Below are 16,301 nucleotides of genomic sequence, written 5' to 3' on the forward strand. Positions count from 1 at the left end.
ACACACCAGTGAGTAGAGATACGTGTATCATCATTTTTACAATGTTGATTCTTCCTGCATGTTTAGGTACTATAACATCGTTTTTGAGAAATCGAATCTTAATGTTTATTGTACTTATCTGGTCGTTGCCATACGGTTTTTATTTATCTGTTGCGTCAATACCAAGTATTTGGAACCTGTTCAGTTTAGTCCTTATATTATACTTGGTCTCCGCAATACGGATGAGCAAAAGCTACGCTCGTTAAGCAGTTTATTTTAGCAAACTTAATGTGCTAAAATAGTTAATATAAATATCCCTCATGAACAAAGGAGAACTGAAAATGAGAAAACTCGTTCTATTTTTGCATGCATCGCTTGACGGTTTTGTAGAGGGGCCGAACGGTAATATGGACATTGGCTGGGTTTCCTACGATGCTGATTTGGAGAAACACGCGAAAGAAATTCTGAGTACTGCCGACACTGTCATTTGGGGACGTGGGACATATCAGATGATGCACAGTTACTGGCCATCTGTGACTTCGGACCCATCAGCTTCGCAGTATGAACGGAATCATGCCGAGTGGATCGAAAAGACAGCAAAAATCGTTTTTTCCACGACGCTGGAGAAAGTCGAATGGAACAATTCCAGACTAGTGAACGAAGATATCGAGGAAGAGATTAAGAACCTCAAACAGCAGCCAGGCAATGATATGGTCATCCTCGGCAGTCCTAGGCTCGCACACTACCTTATGCAGCTTGATTTAATAGATGAGTATAAAATTACGGTTTCTCCCGTCCTGATCGGCAGCGGGTTGCCATTATTTCAAGGTCTCAAGGATAAGATCAATCTTAAACTTATCGAAAACAAGACATTTGATTCTGGAGCCTTAGGCCTCGTTTACCAGACGGTTAGATGACCTTGTCTCCTAAAGTAGATTACGCTATCGAGTACGATTGCAAAACGACAACAGGCTGCCGACACATTTAATCCATTGAAATACCGGGTACGATAGTTGAGGAGCTTACTTTGCCGTGGCTCCTTTTTTCTTTTGTTAAAAGATCGGGCAGGATAACGTGGCTTTGTGTTAAATTTAAACGGCATTAACAATAAAGTTAAGGGGCGTTTAATTCTAATGGCTACATTAACTACAAGAGAAGAGTTTATAAAGTACTACGAACTTGACTACGATGTGATGGTGTACGACATCATGGGAGATTGCATAGCTTATGGGAAAATAACTAAGTACACTACGAACTGCGATATAGTCTATGTTGATGGAAATCCATACGATACAAGCTCGCATATTATTTACGGGACTGTAGTTTTAGACCCTGAGTAACTTCGTTCATTTAGGAACATTTTTGAAGATGGATTGCAAAATCGATTCAACCCTCACAAAGTTAAATTATGCTTAAAGATTATTTAACTGTAAATCAGTACATAATTGCTGGAGCTATTCAAGAATTTTAGACATTAAACTATCGGATACGAGAGAGTAGGATCCTGTTTCGATGGACTCCTTTAACTATTGAAGTAACGGGAAGTTAACTTGAAAAGAAAATGAAAGAGGCTGTTCCGCTTAGGAACAGCCTCAAATAAATTATTTTTTAAATATCTTCAAAATATCCAGAGCTTTGTTATAAACAAATCTTTCCCATCTCGCTAATAAACTATTTCCATTATCCCCGTTCGCGATTTGAGTAGCGTGACGTTTATGAAAATCTGCTACTCGTTGATTATGTTTATTATGAAATGTGTTGAAACGTTGGTGGCGAAGGTTTGTTTTTGCGTTCATTGTTTATCCCTTCTTTCCATTTTTTATAATTATATCATGCATGATGATTTATCCACAACAAGATTATCGTTACGTTAACGGAAACATTAGTTGAAAAAGATGTTCACTCACGTTGCTCTCACGGGACGATTTGGTCGCAGCCAGCGCCGACGGAGCTTGTGCGATGGATAACACCTAACTTGAAATCAAAAAAACAGCGATCGCCTTGCAAAAGCGCATCGCTGTTTTTTGTTACACTTCGATATTGGCCGCGATGCTGTCTTCCCGGCCATACTCGCGGATGAGCGCAGCGACAGCTTGGTGATGCGGGTTTGGGCCGTATGCCTCGAGAGCTGCCTTGTCTTCGAATCGGACACGAAGCAGTAGCTGGTAGCCTTTGTTGTTATCCGAGAAATTAATTCCTGCATTCACTTCAACGACACCAGACAAGTGTTGCTTCAGCGCCTTAAAACGCTCCACGATTTCCTGCAACTGTGTGTTGGTCGTTTGCTCGCCGAATTTCACGAGAATTATGCGATCGATCATGTAAAGATCCCCCACTTTCCTCAAAATTTATACTCTTATGCACTATAGCATGAAACGATCAAGCTTCTCCAGTCTGTCATGACTCCACTCATCACCTCGAAGAACTACTCATCTACGGACACCAGAGAGATGTAGTACTTAACCATATTACAAGTCATTATGATTGGATACGATAGTGAAATAACGGTTGCTTCGGCAGTCGTTTTTGTTTTCTCAACTATATGAACGGACAGGATAACTCAAAAAATTTGTTCGGAAATTAATGGGCAGGATACTTCAGTTGTAAGTAAGCGTAAAACAGCCCCCACCTTGCACAAGTACAAAGGACGGGGACTAAGTGGTTTTCTTATTGAATACACGACAGGTCAGAGGCAAAGTCTGTGACCAGGGCAATAGCATATCTAAAGCTTTCGTGTCTTTTGGGTCTTCTAAATTGGGGAGTTTCTCAAATAGATAAGTCAGGTAGATCATTGGATTTAATCCATTCTCTTTAGCCGTTTCGATCATACTATAGATCATGGCACTTGCCTTTGCACCGCGAGGCGTATTGCTGAACATCCAGTTTTTTCGACCGATGACAAAGGGCTTAATCGAGCGTTCGCTTCGGTTGTTATCGATCTCTAAGCGACCGTCATTCATGAAAGTCTCGAGCTTCTCCCATTGGTTTTGGCAATAAATAATTGCCTCCCCGAGTTTACTCTTGGGTAAAACGCGAGATCGCTGTGTACGAAGCCATGCTGAAAAAGCATCCAGAATCGGGCGACTACGCGCCATTCGAATGGTTGTACGCTCTTCAGGTGTAGAATCCTTAATCTCTCGCTCAATAGCGAAGAGACGGTTGCAGAAATCTAAACCTTCACTGGCAGTTACAGGAGTGGATCGTTTAGGATCCGGTAATGCCTGCAGGGCCTCATCAAATTTGCGACGGGCGTGAGCCCAGCAACCGACTAAGGTCACATTCATTATCTTGTGGTATCCCGAGTAACCGTCAACATGCAGGTAACCTTTGAAACCCGTTAAAAACTTGCGCGGGTGTTCCCCTGCTCGTGTTGGCTGGTACTCATAGATAATGATAGGCGGACCTTCGCGCCCGGTACGATAAAGCCAAAGATAAGACTGGCTCTCTGCAGATCGACCTGGTTCTCGCAGCACCTGCAAGGTCGTCTCATCTGCATGTAGAATGTCCTTTTGAAGCAGATGCTCGTGCATGCGTTCAACCAGCAATCGCAACCAAGTATCTGCACCATGGATCATCCAATTGGCTAACGTCTGACGGGACAAGGCTACGCCAAGTCGTGCAAACTGCTGCTCCTGACGGTAAAGGGGCATGCTTTCTACATATTTTTGGCTCATGATGTAAGCCATCATCGAGGAAGAGACTAGGCTTCCCGGATAAACCGGACGTGGCATCGGTGCTGTAACCACAGGTGTCGTGGTCGCCTCGACCTCACAGCGACGGCAAGCATAAACGAAACGCACATGCTTCACGAGCTTAATTTCAGCAGGAATAAGCTTCAGTTCTTGGCGCGTTTCAGTGCTCATTTCATGCAAGTTTCCACCGCAGTATGAACAAGTTTGTTCTTCTTCGGACAAGCGGTACTCGATCGTCTCTACAGGTAAATTCTCAACCATGGCCTCTCGTTGTCCGCTTTGTTTCTTGCGGCTGTAGGTAACGGATTCCAACGTTGGTTCTTCTGCAGCGGGATTGGCATCCGACTCGGCTTCGTTAAAGAGATCCAATTGATCCGGATGCGTTCGTTCACTTGATGCACCGAATTGTTTCTTCTGGCTGAGACGGAATTGCTCCTCGAACCAAGCCAGCTTCGCAGACAGTTCGGCGTTTTGTTTGGCCAGTTTTATATTTTGTTGTTGTAACTCTTCTATTGTAGGGTGGGACGTATCCGTTGTGGTTTCCATATCTAACTTTTTCGACCTAGCTCACCGTTTTCCTTTCAACAATTTTGTCAAAATCTCGAACTTCCTGTTCCTTGAAGTTAGATCACGGTGCGTTCGGTAACGGAAGGATGCGCTTGCTGTTGCTCAAGTGAAAGTCCATCCAAAAGCCAGCGCAATTCACGGTAACCGACGACTAAAGGAGTTGTATTCGAAGAAGGCCAACGAAATGTACCGCGTTCCAGCCGACGATAATAGAGCCAAAAGCCATTGTGATCCCAATGCAAAATTTTGAGTTTGTCTCGATTGCGATTACAGAATACGAAGAGGCTGGATGAGAAGGGATCCAACTCAAAGCCTTCTTTAACCAGCACGGTGAGTCCATCAATCGATTTGCGCAGATCTGTATTGCCGCAAGCGAGGTAAACACGTTCGATGCTCGAAGCATTTAGCATGAAGTTAATGTGCGTACAAGGTCACGAAGTAGATTGGCGTTAAAGTCTGCTGGAACCTCAATACTTGCAGAGCCAACTCGAACAACGAGGTTGCCCGTTATATCTACTTTTTGTTTGTTGCTAGCGAGAGTAACCGGCAGCCATTGCGTGGAAGAAGATGAGGAGCTTGGACGTACGGAAATATTCATTTTCTTGAGCCAGTACTTCAATTGATGCATACTTTGCGTATGCGTTTTGCACCATGCTGACATTGTAAGTCCACTGGATTTAAAGTCTGCTATTCTTGTTATCCAATCCTGAGTTCGTTGATTGCTATCCATAAGAGAACCTCCTTCATTAAATCTGAGGAAGATTATCTCATAGAAAAATTCATATTTTTAGGTGGGGAGTATTTTACGCTTACATAACTCAAAAAATTTGTTCGGAAATTAATGGGCAGGATACTTCAGTTGTAATTATTTAGTACCAATTAATGAAAAGACGGTTGAAGTACAATAAATAGTATAAAACGATTTGAGAATAAGGTTTAACAAGTTGATGTAGGGAGAAAATAAATGAATGATTACTATGGGCAACTATGTACGAAAATGTATGAAAGCAGTAAATCTTATGCAGAAGGAATAGAGCTTGATTTTTATCTTACCTTTGTTAAGAATGATCAAATGAAAGTGTTGGAACCGATGTGTGGAAACGGTAGAATGCTTATCCCTTTTATGGAAAAAGGCATTAGTATTGAAGGGTTTGATATCTCAGAGGAGATGCTTAAGGTATGTATGGAAAAAGGGGCGAGACTCAATCTAAAACCAAATATATACTATGAAAAAATAGAAGAGTACAACGGAATTAATAAATTTGACTTAATTATTATCCCATTTGGTTCGTTTTCACTTTTGACAGATACGTTGGTTAACAAAGTAAGCGTAAAACAGCCCCCACCTTGCACAAGTACAAAGGACGGGGACTAAGTGGTTTTCTTATTGAATACACGACAGGTCAGAGGCAAAGTCTGTGACCAGGGCAATAGCATATCTAAAGCTTTCGTGTCTTTTGGGTCTTCTAAATTGGGGAGTTTCTCAAATAGATAAGTCAGGTAGATCATTGGATTTAATCCATTCTCTTTAGCCGTTTCGATCATACTATAGATCATGGCACTTGCCTTTGCACCGCGAGGCGTATTGCTGAACATCCAGTTTTTTCGACCGATGACAAAGGGCTTAATCGAGCGTTCGCTTCGGTTGTTATCGATCTCTAAGCGACCGTCTTTCATGAAAGCCTCGAGCTTCTCCCATTGGTTTTGGCAATAAATAATTGCCTCCCCGAGTTTACTCTTGGGTAAAACGCGAGATCGCTGTGTACGAAGCCATGCTGAAAAAGCATCCAGAATCGGGCGACTACGCGCCATTCGAATGGTTGTACGCTCTTCAGGTGTAGAATCCTTAATCTCTCGCTCAATAGCGAAGAGACGGTTGCAGAAATCTAAACCTTCACTGGCAGTTACAGGAGTGGATCGTTTAGGATCCGGTAATGCCTGCAGGGCCTCATCAAATTTGCGACGGGCGTGAGCCCAGCAACCGACTAAGGTCACATTCATTATCTTGTGGTATCCCGAGTAACCGTCAACATGCAGGTAACCTTTGAAACCCGTTAAAAACTTGCGCGGGTGTTCCCCTGCTCGTGTTGGCTGGTACTCATAGATAATGATAGGCGGACCTTCGCGCCCGGTACGATAAAGCCAAAGATAAGACTGGCTCTCTGCAGATCGACCTGGTTCTCGCAGCACCTGCAAGGTCGTCTCATCTGCATGTAGAATGTCCTTTTGAAGCAGATGCTCGTGCATGCGTTCAACCAGCAATCGCAACCAAGTATCTGCACCATGGATCATCCAATTGGCTAACGTCTGACGGGACAAGGCTACGCCAAGTCGTGCAAACTGCTGCTCCTGACGGTAAAGGGGCATGCTTTCTACATATTTTTGGCTCATGATGTAAGCCATCATCGAGGAAGAGACTAGGCTTCCCGGATAAACCGGACGTGGCATCGGTGCTGTAACCACAGGTGTCGTGGTCGCCTCGACCTCACAGCGACGGCAAGCATAAACGAAACGCACATGCTTCACGAGCTTAATTTCAGCAGGAATAAGCTTCAGTTCTTGGCGCGTTTCAGTGCTCATTTCATGCAAGTTTCCACCGCAGCATGAACAAGTTTGTTCTTCTTCGGACAAGCGGTACTCGATCGTCTCTACAGGTAAATTCTCAACCATGGCCTCTCGTTGTCCGCTTTGTTTCTTGCGGCTGTAGGTAACGGATTCCAACGTTGGTTCTTCTGCAGCGGGATTGGCATCCGACTCGGCTTCGTTAAAGAGATCCAATTGATCCGGATGCGTTCGTTCACTTGATGCACCGAATTGTTTCTTCTGGCTGAGACGGAATTGCTCCTCGAACCAAGCCAGCTTCGCAGACAGTTCGGCGTTTTGTTTGGCCAGTTTTATATTTTGTTGTTGTAACTCTTCTATTGTAGGGTGGGACGTATCCGTTGTGGTTTCCATATCTAACTTTTTCGACCTAGCTCACCGTTTTCCTTTCAACAATTTTGTCAAAATCTCGAACTTCCTGTTCCTTGAAGTTAGATCACGGTGCGTTCGGTAACGGAAGGATGCGCTTGCTGTTGCTCAAGTGAAAGTCCATCCAAAAGCCAGCGCAATTCACGGTAACCGACGACTAAAGGAGTTGTATTCGAAGAAGGCCAACGAAATGTACCGCGTTCCAGCCGACGGTAATAGAGCCAAAAGCCATTGTGATCCCAATGCAAAATTTTGAGTTTGTCTCGATTGCGATTACAGAATACGAAGAGGCTGGATGAGAAGGGATCCAACTCAAAGCCTTCTTTAACCAGCACGGTGAGTCCATCAATCGATTTGCGCAGATCTGTATTGCCGCAAGCGAGGTAAACACGTTCGATGCTCGAAGCATTTAGCATGAAGTTAATGTGCGTACAAGGTCACGAAGTAGATTGGCGTTAAAGTCTGCTGGAACCTCAATACTTGCAGAGCCAACTCGAACAACGAGGTTGCCCGTTATATCTACTTTTTGTTTGTTGCTAGCGAGAGTAACCGGCAGCCATTGCGTGGAAGAAGATGAGGAGCTTGGACGTACGGAAATATTCATTTTCTTGAGCCAGTACTTCAATTGATGCATACTTTGCGTATGCGTTTTGCACCATGCTGACATTGTAAGTCCACTGGATTTAAAGTCTGCTATTCTTGTTATCCAATCCTGAGTTCGTTGATTGCTATCCATAAGAGAACCTCCTTCATTAAATCTGAGGAAGATTATCTCATAGAAAAATTCATATTTTTAGGTGGGGAGTATTTTACGCTTACTTAACAAAAGTCTCTACAATTTGAAATCAGCCCTCAAAAGTGAAGGCAAGCTACTATTAACGATTATGTTTAAACACAATGGGATCGAAGTCGAAGCAATTCCTGAATGGGTAGAGTCGGGAAGAGAACAGTTTGATGATGAATTAATTATTGCATACAAAAAAACTCATTATAACGATGAAGAGAGTATGCTTTATAGCAAGTTGAAGTATCAATCTGTTAAAAATGGGCAAATAGAAAAAACGGAAATTATGGATTTCCCTCTTCGTCTTTACGAGATAGAAGAATTTAAGAGTACTCTCAAGTCAAATGGGTTTCGAAATATTGTAGTTCAAGGAGTGAAGGATGGGTATGGAGAAGGTACCTTTTTTCAAGTAATCGAGTGTTCAATATGATTGAATTATCCAAAGACGAGTACAATCGTGTGCTGCCACTTCTAAAAAATCTAGCGTTTGAGCCTGTGTTTGCCTATTCCGTAATTGATAATAATCAAGCGGGAAAAGTGTTTGTTGATCATAGTGTTAATCCTGCTAGCATCCTTATCATCCATTCATATGGACAGTATCTTTTGGCTGGAAATGGTGAGAATAAACGCTTCATGGACGATGTAGTTGAATTTTTGATGAATGATCAGAATCATTCAAATTACTATGATCTATTTGCAACAACAACAGAACTGCTATTTCAAATTAGTGGAAGGTTGGCTGGAAGGTCTGTATTATTAAACCGATCTTTTTTTACATTCGATCTATCCAAATTCCATGATCTAAAAACTATTAACACATTCCCGATCAATTTGTATTGAAACGAATGGACGGCATCTTGTTTGACAAATATCGCAAAGAAATGGACTCTTCTTATGACTCGCTATGGAGTTCTGCACAGCACTTTATGGATCGAGGTTTTGGTTACTGCATTATGATGGATGATCATTTTGCTAGTGTTTGCAATGCTTGGTTTGTAGGTGGAGGGTCCGCGGATATTGATATTGTGACGGTGGAGGAGTACCAGAATCAAGGGCTAGCTACACTTGCTGGCACAGCTTTTATCGAACATTGTTTGAACAATAATCTAACACCCAATTATAATTGTGATGCTGGTAATCTACGATCGATAAAGTTAGCAACAAAGTTAGGGTTTGTAAAAAATTATGATCTTCCCATGTTATGGTGGCATCGGGACCAGAATATAATTAGTGATTATTTGAAAAAATACAATTACTCAAGCCTTTCAAGTGAAGCAAAAGGAAATTGTGTGTTCTTCAGGGATCAGTTATCATAATTCATCTCATTTTAAAGGTGGAAAAAAGAATATGGACAAAGTAGAGTATAAGAACTTTTACGACAAGGTTGGAAAATTAAACGGTTGGGACTTTAGTAAATTACAAGTTGTGTCTGAAGGTGAGCAGTGGGATTTTTACAGTGAAGTAACTCAAAGATGTAAGAAGTCTGATTTACTGCTTGACATTGGTACGGGTGGCGGAGAAAAATTGTTAGCTTTCACTGATTCTGCTATATTGCTAGTGGGAATTGATCATACGAATGGCATGATACAAACCGCTAATGCTAATTTGCAAAAGGCAATGAAACAAAATGTACGGTTCTTACTAATGGATGCTGAAAAAATTGAATTTCCTTCGAGCTTTTTTAATGTGGTATCTTGCCGGCACTCAAGTTTTTATGCAAAAGAGGTAGCAAAAGTCTTGAAGAAAGACGGTGTGTTCCTAACACAGCAAGTAAGCGATAACGATAAATTTAACATTAAACAAGCTTTCGGAAGAGGTCAGCAATTCAGACCTGAGCAAGGAACATTGAAAGAGAAATACCTATCCGAGTTAGCGGAAGCAGGATTTACCGATATTCAGTCCTTTGAATATGATGCGACGGAATATTATAAAACGTATGAAGATCTGGTATTTCTTTTAAAATACACCCCGATAGTTCCTAACTTCGGAGAATTTGATAATGATTTTAGAATACTTCAAAAATTTATTGAGGAAAATCAAACTGAGCAAGGAATACAGACTAATTCGAAACGATTCATGATAATCGCAAAGAGATAATGGGTTGATCCAAACTAGAACTTAACGGCGAACATTCATACCGATGCCTACACCGATGTATAAGTCGGAGTGGGCATCGGTATATTTATGTTTTCTATTTCACTTTTCAATCAAGGTACCTAATTTAAAATATTACCTTGACAGACATAGTAGTATGTCGTATTATACAAATATGGAGGTGATGATATGAGCGAGAACAAAATTACATCCGACCTGCTGCGCGGACATACTGATACGATGATTTTACGGCTTTTATCTGAAGCTGACCGCTATGGATATGAGATTGTCAAGCTGATTGCCGAGCGCTCAGGCGGCGAGTATGAGTTGAAGGAAGCCACGATGTACTCCAGCGTCCGGCGACTTGAGGTAGACGGCGATATCGAGTGGTATTGGGGCGATGAAACTCAGGGAGGACGGCGCAAGTATTTTAGGATTACTGATAAGGGCAAGGGTGCTTACACCCGCAACAAAAGCAACTGGGAGTATTCAAAACGCGTACTAGAAAACCTATTATAAAGGAGAGATTTGATATGATGAATCCAAAATTAACAAATTATTTGAACGGTGTTTTCACGCCATACGATGGGGTAAAAAGCGCCACCGAATTAAAGGCCGACCTGCTCACCGATTTGCAGGAGCGGTACCGTGAACTCAAAGCTGAGGGCAAGGATGATGAAACAGCTTTTGAAATGACTATTGAAAGCATCGGCGACATTGAGCAAACGATACTGGAGGTCGCCAACCTCTCCCGCTCACTGGAGCGGCAGGTGGTGACAAACTTTAACGCAAGCAACCTGCCAAAGAGCGACTTTGCCGGTGTAATTGCGCGTAAAGGTCAATTTAATGCTAGCGCGTTACGCGGCTCCGACTTTTCAGGTGCTGACTTGACCGGCAGTTCGTTTAAGGCCAGCGACGTACGTGAAGCCAATTTTGACGGTGCGAATCTGACTGACTGCATCCTATCCACACTTGACCTTGTGAATGCAAGCTTCAATAAATCGATCCTTGTACGCACCAACTTCAGCACGTCGGGGATGGACGGAGCTAAATTCACAGGTGTAAAACTGACTGACGTCATATTTAACATGATCGAACTCAGAAAAACAATCTTTGATGGATGTATCTTTGACGGTGTGGACTTCAAATATTGTGATCTGAGCGGGCTGCGTCTAGACGGGCAAACCTTTATCGGCGTTAAGTTTGACAAGTCAGCATTAAACGATGCTTCGTTTAGAGGTGCTACACTCAAGAATGTGTCTTTTCAGGCGTATTTTTCATTGACCAATAAGTATTACCGTTCCATCAAGACCATCTGCTTTGACGGCGCATTCATGGATAAACTGACCTATGCTTCGCTTAAAGGCATGGGCGCCGATTTGTCAAAAGTTACAGTTATATAAGGAGGGGAAAAATATGAAAAATAATTCGATTCAAGTCATTGGACTACAAAAATCCTACAAGCAGCTTCAAGTCCTAAAGGGTGTTGATTTCGAGGTGGAAAAGGGCAGTATTTTTGCACTGCTCGGCTCCAACGGGGCGGGTAAGACAACGGTTGTAAAAATCCTCACCACGCTGCTCAAACAAGACAGCGGAACCGCCACCGTAAACGGATTCGATGTTGCGTCAAAACCCGAGAATGTGCGGCAGTCGATCAGTTTGACCGGGCAATTTGCCGCCGTAGACGAAATATTGACCGGACGGGAAAATCTAATCTTGATTGCCAAGCTACGATACCTCAAAAATCCGCGTCAGGTTGCGGACGACTTGCTTAAAAGCTTCGGCTTGACAGACGCCGCCGACCGCAGGGTGTCTACTTATTCGGGTGGTATGCGCCGCAGGCTCGACATCGCCTTGAGCCTTGTGGGAAAACCGCAGATCATTTTCCTCGACGAGCCGACCACCGGGCTTGACCCCGAGGCACGCATCGAGGTTTGGAAGATTGTTAAGGAGCTTGCTAACGGCGGCACGACGGTACTACTAACCACGCAGTATCTGGAGGAGGCCGAGCAGCTTGCCGACCGAATTGCCATTCTGCATGAGGGTAGGATTATCGCCAACGGCACGCTCTCGGAGCTAAAAAAGCTGTTCCCATCCGCAGAGGTGGAGTATGTGGAAAAACAGCCGACATTGGAGCAGATTTTTCTCGCAATCGTCGGCAAAAAGGAGGGGAATTAAATGGAAACTGCAAAAAAACACTTTTTCATCGATTTAGGCGTTATGCTTGGACGTTCCATGCGCCATATTTCCCGCAGCATGGACACTATTATCACGGTTACCATCATGCCGATCGCAATGATGTTGCTGTTCGTCTATGTATTCGGCGGTGCCATTCAGACCGGAACAGATAGCTATGTGAACTACTTGTTGCCTGGTATATTACTAATTTCTATTGCTAGTGGAACATCCTACACGTCTTTCCGCCTGTTTAACGATGTGCAACGGGGTATAGTCGAGCGGTTTAACTCCATGCCGATTTCACGTTCAGCTTTACTGTGGGGGCATGTGCTGACCTCGCTGGTATCCAATGCTATATCGGTTGTCGTCATCATTATCGTAGCGTTGATTATGGGCTTTCATTCATCCGCGGGGATACTTGCTTGGCTTGCAGTAGCTGGCATACTCGCTCTGTTTACACTGGCATTAACCTGGGTCGCAGTAATTGCCGGACTGTCTGCAAAATCGGTGGATGGTGCAAGCGCCTTTGCCTACCCGATTATCTTCCTGCCATTTATCAGCTCGGCGTTTGTGCCGACCGAGACGATGCCGTCGGTCGTTCGAGCCTTTGCCGAAAACCAGCCAGTGACCTCGATCGTGGATGCCATACGTGCGCTACTGTCAGGTCTGCCGGTAGGCAATGATATATGGGTCGCTCTTGCGTGGTGCGTCGGAATTATGCTCGTGGCTTATTTCTTTGCGATGCGGGTGTATAAAAAACGGGTGTGAATAAATGATCAGTTTTCTGTATCAAATAAAATCCTGGTGCTGCCCCAAGTACCGATATATCAGCTCAGCTTAAAGCAAGCACCCAAGTGGTGCTTTTTATTTTGCCTTACGACTCTACTCATGAAGCTATTCCCAAAGCAATCGTGTATTTCACAATAGTATTCGTTTAAATGTCGCAAATAGCTCAAGCGAACTCCCCATGCCAGATACAGGAGTAACCATAGCTACAAGTTCCCAACCTTCGTTGCCGAGTTTGTTCAATTCATCATCCATATCAAATTTTGTTTTAATTAACCCTTTATGACTAAAAATAACCGTTTTGTATTCAAATCTTTGCATTTTATTTCCTCCCCAGAATTATATACATTCTCAGCATCATTATTTTACCATAAATTACCTATATGTGTTCAATTATGCTGCCCATTCAGGAAAGGGTGGTAGTTGCTCAAATGGGCGGTTTACAGGTATCATAATGATGGATAAAGAACTTGAGGGGGTATACATTATGGAGAATTTTGCAGATGTATTCGTCCAACGAAAGTATAGCAGATGCCATATATTATTTTAATAAAATCATAATTGATGCTGTTGCTGATCATGTAATAGCTGTAAAGCCCCAACTCGCTTATTACGAAGTATACGGTAGTTATGGCATTAGAGCATTGGAAAAAACAATTAGCTATGCACGTTCAAAAGATTTAATAGTCATTAACGATGTCAAAAGAGGGGATATTGGTTCAACTTCAACTGCCTATGCTCGAGCTTTTTTAGGAAATGGAACGTTTCAGGTGATATGGTCAAATTTGGCGGAGCAAATTGAAGAATTGGCGAGTAAGACAGTAGGTATCAATAATTATTCATTTATAGGCGCAGTTGTTGGGGCTACTTATCCAGAAGAGGCAAAAAGGATACGAAAAACGTTACCCCATTCGATTTTTCTGGTTCCTGGGTTTGGGATGCAGGGAGGGAAAGCGGAGGATTTAGGTGTGTTTTTTGATGAGAATGGTATCGGTGCAGTCATATCGTCCTCAAGGGGCATTATTTATTCTTATCTTAACCAAGATGAAGCTTGGAAAAAAATAACTAAAACTGACATGTTCAGATACATATCGGAAGCAGCGATAAAAGCAAAAGAACAAATTAATGAGGTTAGATTCACCTCTAGTGCAAGAATATGAGAATGTAAAGAAGGCTGCTGACTGCAACCTTCTCCGCATTTACTTAATTAGCATCAACCGCTAGCTGCTTCAGCAATTGCACGCCTACATCCGTGAAGAGGGCGGATTCATGCTCAACGTAGCCTAAATAGCGAAGGCTATATATAGCTTGTGCATTCTCATTTTTGAAATAATCTTCACCTGCATTCTTAAGCGCTTGATCGCTCAATTCTGCCAATCGCTCTGGCCCGATTTGTTGAATAAGCGCATATAAAGACAGAATGTCTTTCAAACCGCCGAACATTAAATTCCAGCCATGCTCCGAGCCGCTATAGTTTTCGCCATGGGCTTTCTCGATATCGGCTTCGGTCCAGTCTTCCTCGTGAGCCACGTTGATGACCTGCGTGAATGTCATTTCGCAGCCTTTCTCTAACTCTCTGAGCTCTACCGTAAGGCGGTCGATCAATTCACTGAATTGAGGCATCTGGAAGGTAAAGATCAAGAGGTTCGGACGCTCGATTTTCAAGTATTCCCCTGTAGCCGTATATTCGATACCATCGCGTTGATCAACAATGGTCCATCTACCGCCTACATAAGGCTCGTTGACTGCTATCTTATTGGTGCCTTCATTGGTCATTAGCCATCTTCTCATCATAACGGGGTTTATCCACGCATCAAATACTCTTTCAGTCGGAACATCAAATTGACGTACCATTATTAGGGTGGTTTGCGATACATTAGCCATTAGTAAACATCCTTTTCTATCAGAAATTTGGCAAAATAATTAACTGGTTTCTCATCTCATAGGTTCCTACGAAACCTCTAATGCTTCTCCTTTTCGTCCTTTTCGTCCTTTTTCAGCTCGCGTTCAAGCCCGTCAAATTGATTATTCCAAAATTGTTCGTAAAAATACAGCCATTTGCTTGCTGCGGTGAGTACTTGCCTTTCGAGGGAGCAGATATGCGTTCTCCCGACAATCGTACGGTGCAGCAGGCCGGTATGCTCAAGCACTTTAATGTGCTTGGAGGCAGCGACAAGCGACATGTTAAAGGGCGCAGCCAGCTCCGACACTGTTCGCTCTTGCAGGGACAGTAGTCTGACCATCTCTCTTCGAGTCGGATCGGAGAGCGCATGGAAAATAGCGTCGAGGTTGTCTTCATATTGTTTAACCATATGGTTAACTATATCAGAAAAAATAAATTTTTCAACTGATCGATTTTACTCAATGAATAACAGTTTTGTATAAGATATTGATATATTAGTACGGCCGTGCTATTTTTAGTACGATCGTACTATTTCTAGAGGTGAAAAATGGGAAAGAAAGCACAAATTATCGATGCAGCAATAGATATTATTATGAAATTGGGGTTTTCAAATTTTTCGGTAGGTAAGGTGGCAAGCTTGCTTAACGTAAGTAAAGGTGTAATTACTTATCATTTTCCAACAAAAGAATTATTGTTGCAGTCTGCGGTAATGAAGTATTACGAAGAAGCTGCGCAATATATGGAGGAGCATATTAGAGTTGATAAAAGCGCTAAGGATACTTTAAATAGCTATATGGAGTCAAACCTGAATTTTGTAAAAGGGAGAAAAAAGATGACCATTGCAATAGTGGACATCATCCTAAACAGCCGTACTTCGGAAGGAGAAGTATTGTTTAAAGGAGGTGACGATAGTTTATATCAACCGTTAATTGAAATTTTCCAATATGGTCAACAGGTTGAAAAAACTTTTAGAGATTTTTCACCGGAAATTATGGCAAGAAGCGTTAGAAGTGTCATAGATTCGATAAGTTTAGCAATTGCAAAAGATGAAATTGAGGATGTAGACAATGCGGTTAGAGAGGTAATAATGATTTTCGAATCCGCTACAATATCGAATAAATTGGAGGAATGAAAATGAAAGTATTTTTAAGAATTTTGGCAATGGTACTTTTTGTCGTAGCAGCACAAAAGCTTATAAGAGGAGTGGTGTCAGGACTTCGGGGGCAAGGATACAATTTTACAGAATTTGAACTCTCAAATACAGTGATCATAATTGTCTCAATAATATTGATATTAGTTAGCCTTTTCTTATTCCGTATTACTGAATCTTCCACTACTAGAGAATAAG

General features: G+C 42.5%; 24 protein-coding genes and 1 pseudogene. 14 read left to right on the plus strand and 11 right to left on the minus strand.

All coding sequences use genetic code 11. The features are described from left to right. The first annotated feature begins 320 nt into the window (after positions 1-320). Positions 321-896: a dihydrofolate reductase family protein gene (locus tag EHS13_RS02605; protein WP_155698870.1), complete on the plus strand. Its 576-nt coding sequence runs from the start codon at positions 321-323 to the stop codon at positions 894-896. A 216-nt stretch (positions 897-1,112) separates the two neighbouring features. Then, entirely contained in the window at positions 1,113-1,319 is a 207-nt protein-coding gene (locus EHS13_RS02610; protein ID WP_155698871.1) for a hypothetical protein, read from the plus strand. 261 nt (positions 1,320-1,580) lie between these two features. On the opposite strand, the gene EHS13_RS02615 is transcribed toward EHS13_RS02610, so the two are convergent. The 5 genes from EHS13_RS02615 to tnpA (EHS13_RS02635) form a co-directional block, all read right to left on the minus strand. Next, positions 1,581-1,775 (minus strand): hypothetical protein, encoded by a 195-nt coding sequence (locus EHS13_RS02615; protein WP_155698872.1) that lies wholly within the window; start codon positions 1,773-1,775, stop codon positions 1,581-1,583. Positions 1,776-2,006: 231 nt separating this feature from the next. Beyond that, a complete protein-coding gene (locus tag EHS13_RS02620; RefSeq protein ID WP_155698873.1) occupies positions 2,007-2,300 on the minus strand; it encodes a Dabb family protein in 294 nt (97 codons plus the stop codon). Positions 2,301-2,633: 333 nt separating this feature from the next. Beyond that, positions 2,634-4,217 carry an IS66 family transposase gene (tnpC, locus tag EHS13_RS02625; protein ID WP_155698874.1) on the minus strand — a complete coding sequence of 528 codons (1,584 nt, stop codon included), beginning with the start codon at positions 4,215-4,217 and terminating at the stop codon, positions 2,634-2,636. A gap of 77 nt (positions 4,218-4,294) precedes the next feature. Next, the gene (tnpB, locus tag EHS13_RS02630; protein WP_155698875.1) at positions 4,295-4,648 is read right to left on the minus strand and encodes an IS66 family insertion sequence element accessory protein TnpB; all 354 of its coding nucleotides are present in this window, start codon (positions 4,646-4,648) and stop codon (positions 4,295-4,297) included. Further along, complete coding sequence (tnpA, locus tag EHS13_RS02635; RefSeq protein ID WP_155698876.1) at positions 4,642-4,968, minus strand: IS66 family insertion sequence element accessory protein TnpA; 327 nt, start codon at positions 4,966-4,968, stop codon at positions 4,642-4,644. The genes tnpB (EHS13_RS02630) and tnpA (EHS13_RS02635) overlap by 7 nt, the downstream gene beginning before the upstream one ends. A gap of 234 nt (positions 4,969-5,202) precedes the next feature. On the opposite strand from tnpA (EHS13_RS02635), the pseudogene EHS13_RS02640 reads away from it, so the two are divergent. After that, positions 5,203-5,562, plus strand: a pseudogene (locus EHS13_RS02640) (class I SAM-dependent methyltransferase); the annotation flags it as partial. A gap of 47 nt (positions 5,563-5,609) precedes the next feature. On the opposite strand, the gene tnpC (EHS13_RS02645) reads toward EHS13_RS02640, so the two are convergent. The 3 genes from tnpC (EHS13_RS02645) to tnpA (EHS13_RS02655) form a co-directional block, all read right to left on the minus strand. Then, positions 5,610-7,193: an IS66 family transposase gene (gene tnpC, locus EHS13_RS02645; RefSeq protein ID WP_155698878.1), complete on the minus strand. Its 1,584-nt coding sequence runs from the start codon at positions 7,191-7,193 to the stop codon at positions 5,610-5,612. 77 nt (positions 7,194-7,270) lie between these two features. Continuing rightward, positions 7,271-7,624 (minus strand): IS66 family insertion sequence element accessory protein TnpB, encoded by a 354-nt coding sequence (gene tnpB, locus EHS13_RS02650; protein ID WP_155698875.1) that lies wholly within the window; start codon positions 7,622-7,624, stop codon positions 7,271-7,273. Then, a complete protein-coding gene (tnpA, locus tag EHS13_RS02655) occupies positions 7,618-7,944 on the minus strand; it encodes an IS66 family insertion sequence element accessory protein TnpA (RefSeq protein WP_155698876.1) in 327 nt (108 codons plus the stop codon). Before tnpA (EHS13_RS02655) ends, tnpB (EHS13_RS02650) begins: the two co-directional genes overlap by 7 nt. A 103-nt stretch (positions 7,945-8,047) precedes the next feature. Here tnpA (EHS13_RS02655) and EHS13_RS02660 point away from each other — a divergent pair, with 103 nt between their 5' ends. The 8 genes from EHS13_RS02660 to EHS13_RS02695 all read left to right on the plus strand — a co-directional run bounded on the left by EHS13_RS02660 (position 8,048) and on the right by EHS13_RS02695 (position 13,032). Beyond that, the gene (locus EHS13_RS02660) at positions 8,048-8,422 is read left to right on the plus strand and encodes a hypothetical protein (RefSeq protein ID WP_162462927.1); all 375 of its coding nucleotides are present in this window, start codon (positions 8,048-8,050) and stop codon (positions 8,420-8,422) included. Further along, complete coding sequence (locus EHS13_RS02665) at positions 8,419-8,832, plus strand: hypothetical protein (protein WP_155698880.1); 414 nt, start codon at positions 8,419-8,421, stop codon at positions 8,830-8,832. The genes EHS13_RS02660 and EHS13_RS02665 overlap by 4 nt, the downstream gene beginning before the upstream one ends. A 5-nt stretch (positions 8,833-8,837) precedes the next feature. After that, positions 8,838-9,308, plus strand: coding sequence for a GNAT family N-acetyltransferase (locus EHS13_RS02670; RefSeq protein ID WP_155698881.1), 471 nt, complete (start codon positions 8,838-8,840; stop codon positions 9,306-9,308). A 31-nt stretch (positions 9,309-9,339) separates the two neighbouring features. Beyond that, complete coding sequence (locus EHS13_RS02675; protein ID WP_155698882.1) at positions 9,340-10,089, plus strand: class I SAM-dependent methyltransferase; 750 nt, start codon at positions 9,340-9,342, stop codon at positions 10,087-10,089. 186 nt (positions 10,090-10,275) lie between these two features. Further along, positions 10,276-10,605 (plus strand): PadR family transcriptional regulator, encoded by a 330-nt coding sequence (locus EHS13_RS02680; protein WP_155698883.1) that lies wholly within the window; start codon positions 10,276-10,278, stop codon positions 10,603-10,605. 17 nt (positions 10,606-10,622) lie between these two features. Next, positions 10,623-11,489, plus strand: coding sequence for a pentapeptide repeat-containing protein (locus tag EHS13_RS02685; protein ID WP_155705198.1), 867 nt, complete (start codon positions 10,623-10,625; stop codon positions 11,487-11,489). Between the two features lie 13 nt (positions 11,490-11,502). After that, on the plus strand, positions 11,503-12,264 hold the full coding sequence (locus EHS13_RS02690) for an ABC transporter ATP-binding protein (protein ID WP_155698884.1): 762 nt from the start codon (positions 11,503-11,505) through the stop codon (positions 12,262-12,264). Next, positions 12,265-13,032: an ABC transporter permease gene (locus EHS13_RS02695; RefSeq protein WP_155698885.1), complete on the plus strand. Its 768-nt coding sequence runs from the start codon at positions 12,265-12,267 to the stop codon at positions 13,030-13,032. Positions 13,033-13,182: 150 nt separating this feature from the next. Here the strand turns inward: EHS13_RS02695 and EHS13_RS02700 are convergent, their stop codons facing one another. Then, the gene (locus EHS13_RS02700; protein ID WP_155698886.1) at positions 13,183-13,371 is read right to left on the minus strand and encodes a DUF4177 domain-containing protein; all 189 of its coding nucleotides are present in this window, start codon (positions 13,369-13,371) and stop codon (positions 13,183-13,185) included. 182 nt (positions 13,372-13,553) lie between these two features. Here EHS13_RS02700 and EHS13_RS02705 point away from each other — a divergent pair, with 182 nt between their 5' ends. Then, complete coding sequence (locus EHS13_RS02705) at positions 13,554-14,210, plus strand: orotidine 5'-phosphate decarboxylase / HUMPS family protein (protein WP_155698887.1); 657 nt, start codon at positions 13,554-13,556, stop codon at positions 14,208-14,210. A gap of 43 nt (positions 14,211-14,253) precedes the next feature. Here the strand turns inward: EHS13_RS02705 and EHS13_RS02710 are convergent, their stop codons facing one another. Beyond that, positions 14,254-14,934, minus strand: a complete 681-nt coding sequence (locus EHS13_RS02710) for an SRPBCC family protein (protein ID WP_155698888.1) — start codon at positions 14,932-14,934, stop codon at positions 14,254-14,256. A 77-nt stretch (positions 14,935-15,011) separates the two neighbouring features. Then, positions 15,012-15,362: an ArsR/SmtB family transcription factor gene (locus EHS13_RS02715; protein WP_155698889.1), complete on the minus strand. Its 351-nt coding sequence runs from the start codon at positions 15,360-15,362 to the stop codon at positions 15,012-15,014. A 138-nt stretch (positions 15,363-15,500) separates the two neighbouring features. Between EHS13_RS02715 and EHS13_RS02720 the strand changes: the two genes are divergently transcribed. Together EHS13_RS02720 and EHS13_RS02725 are read left to right on the plus strand one after the other, a co-directional pair. Next, a complete protein-coding gene (locus EHS13_RS02720; RefSeq protein ID WP_155698890.1) occupies positions 15,501-16,085 on the plus strand; it encodes a TetR/AcrR family transcriptional regulator in 585 nt (194 codons plus the stop codon). A gap of 2 nt (positions 16,086-16,087) precedes the next feature. Next, a complete protein-coding gene (locus tag EHS13_RS02725) occupies positions 16,088-16,300 on the plus strand; it encodes a hypothetical protein (protein WP_155698891.1) in 213 nt (70 codons plus the stop codon). The last annotated feature ends 1 nt before the right edge of the window (position 16,301 follow it).

Origin of the sequence: Paenibacillus psychroresistens (assembly GCF_009728935.1) — a bacterium.
In the GTDB taxonomy this organism is placed as follows: domain Bacteria; phylum Bacillota; class Bacilli; order Paenibacillales; family NBRC-103111; genus Paenibacillus_AC; species Paenibacillus_AC psychroresistens.

Coding starts and splice junctions, on each gene's coding strand:
- EHS13_RS02665 (WP_155698880.1), top strand. CDS start 8,419: ATGATTGAATTATCCAAAGACGAGTACAATCGTGTGCTGCCACTTCTA.
- tnpB (WP_155698875.1), bottom strand. CDS start 4,648: ATGCTAAATGCTTCGAGCATCGAACGTGTTTACCTCGCTTGCGGCAAT.
- tnpC (WP_155698878.1), bottom strand. CDS start 7,193: ATGGAAACCACAACGGATACGTCCCACCCTACAATAGAAGAGTTACAA.
- tnpB (WP_155698875.1), bottom strand. CDS start 7,624: ATGCTAAATGCTTCGAGCATCGAACGTGTTTACCTCGCTTGCGGCAAT.
- EHS13_RS02710 (WP_155698888.1), bottom strand. CDS start 14,934: ATGGCTAATGTATCGCAAACCACCCTAATAATGGTACGTCAATTTGAT.
- EHS13_RS02610 (WP_155698871.1), top strand. CDS start 1,113: ATGGCTACATTAACTACAAGAGAAGAGTTTATAAAGTACTACGAACTT.
- EHS13_RS02605 (WP_155698870.1), top strand. CDS start 321: ATGAGAAAACTCGTTCTATTTTTGCATGCATCGCTTGACGGTTTTGTA.
- EHS13_RS02715 (WP_155698889.1), bottom strand. CDS start 15,362: ATGGTTAAACAATATGAAGACAACCTCGACGCTATTTTCCATGCGCTC.
- EHS13_RS02620 (WP_155698873.1), bottom strand. CDS start 2,300: ATGATCGATCGCATAATTCTCGTGAAATTCGGCGAGCAAACGACCAAC.
- EHS13_RS02720 (WP_155698890.1), top strand. CDS start 15,501: ATGGGAAAGAAAGCACAAATTATCGATGCAGCAATAGATATTATTATG.
- EHS13_RS02690 (WP_155698884.1), top strand. CDS start 11,503: ATGAAAAATAATTCGATTCAAGTCATTGGACTACAAAAATCCTACAAG.
- EHS13_RS02725 (WP_155698891.1), top strand. CDS start 16,088: ATGAAAGTATTTTTAAGAATTTTGGCAATGGTACTTTTTGTCGTAGCA.
- tnpA (WP_155698876.1), bottom strand. CDS start 7,944: ATGGATAGCAATCAACGAACTCAGGATTGGATAACAAGAATAGCAGAC.
- EHS13_RS02680 (WP_155698883.1), top strand. CDS start 10,276: ATGAGCGAGAACAAAATTACATCCGACCTGCTGCGCGGACATACTGAT.
- tnpA (WP_155698876.1), bottom strand. CDS start 4,968: ATGGATAGCAATCAACGAACTCAGGATTGGATAACAAGAATAGCAGAC.
- EHS13_RS02615 (WP_155698872.1), bottom strand. CDS start 1,775: ATGAACGCAAAAACAAACCTTCGCCACCAACGTTTCAACACATTTCAT.
- tnpC (WP_155698874.1), bottom strand. CDS start 4,217: ATGGAAACCACAACGGATACGTCCCACCCTACAATAGAAGAGTTACAA.
- EHS13_RS02670 (WP_155698881.1), top strand. CDS start 8,838: ATGGACGGCATCTTGTTTGACAAATATCGCAAAGAAATGGACTCTTCT.
- EHS13_RS02675 (WP_155698882.1), top strand. CDS start 9,340: ATGGACAAAGTAGAGTATAAGAACTTTTACGACAAGGTTGGAAAATTA.
- EHS13_RS02685 (WP_155705198.1), top strand. CDS start 10,623: ATGAATCCAAAATTAACAAATTATTTGAACGGTGTTTTCACGCCATAC.
- EHS13_RS02700 (WP_155698886.1), bottom strand. CDS start 13,371: ATGCAAAGATTTGAATACAAAACGGTTATTTTTAGTCATAAAGGGTTA.
- EHS13_RS02705 (WP_155698887.1), top strand. CDS start 13,554: ATGTATTCGTCCAACGAAAGTATAGCAGATGCCATATATTATTTTAAT.
- EHS13_RS02695 (WP_155698885.1), top strand. CDS start 12,265: ATGGAAACTGCAAAAAAACACTTTTTCATCGATTTAGGCGTTATGCTT.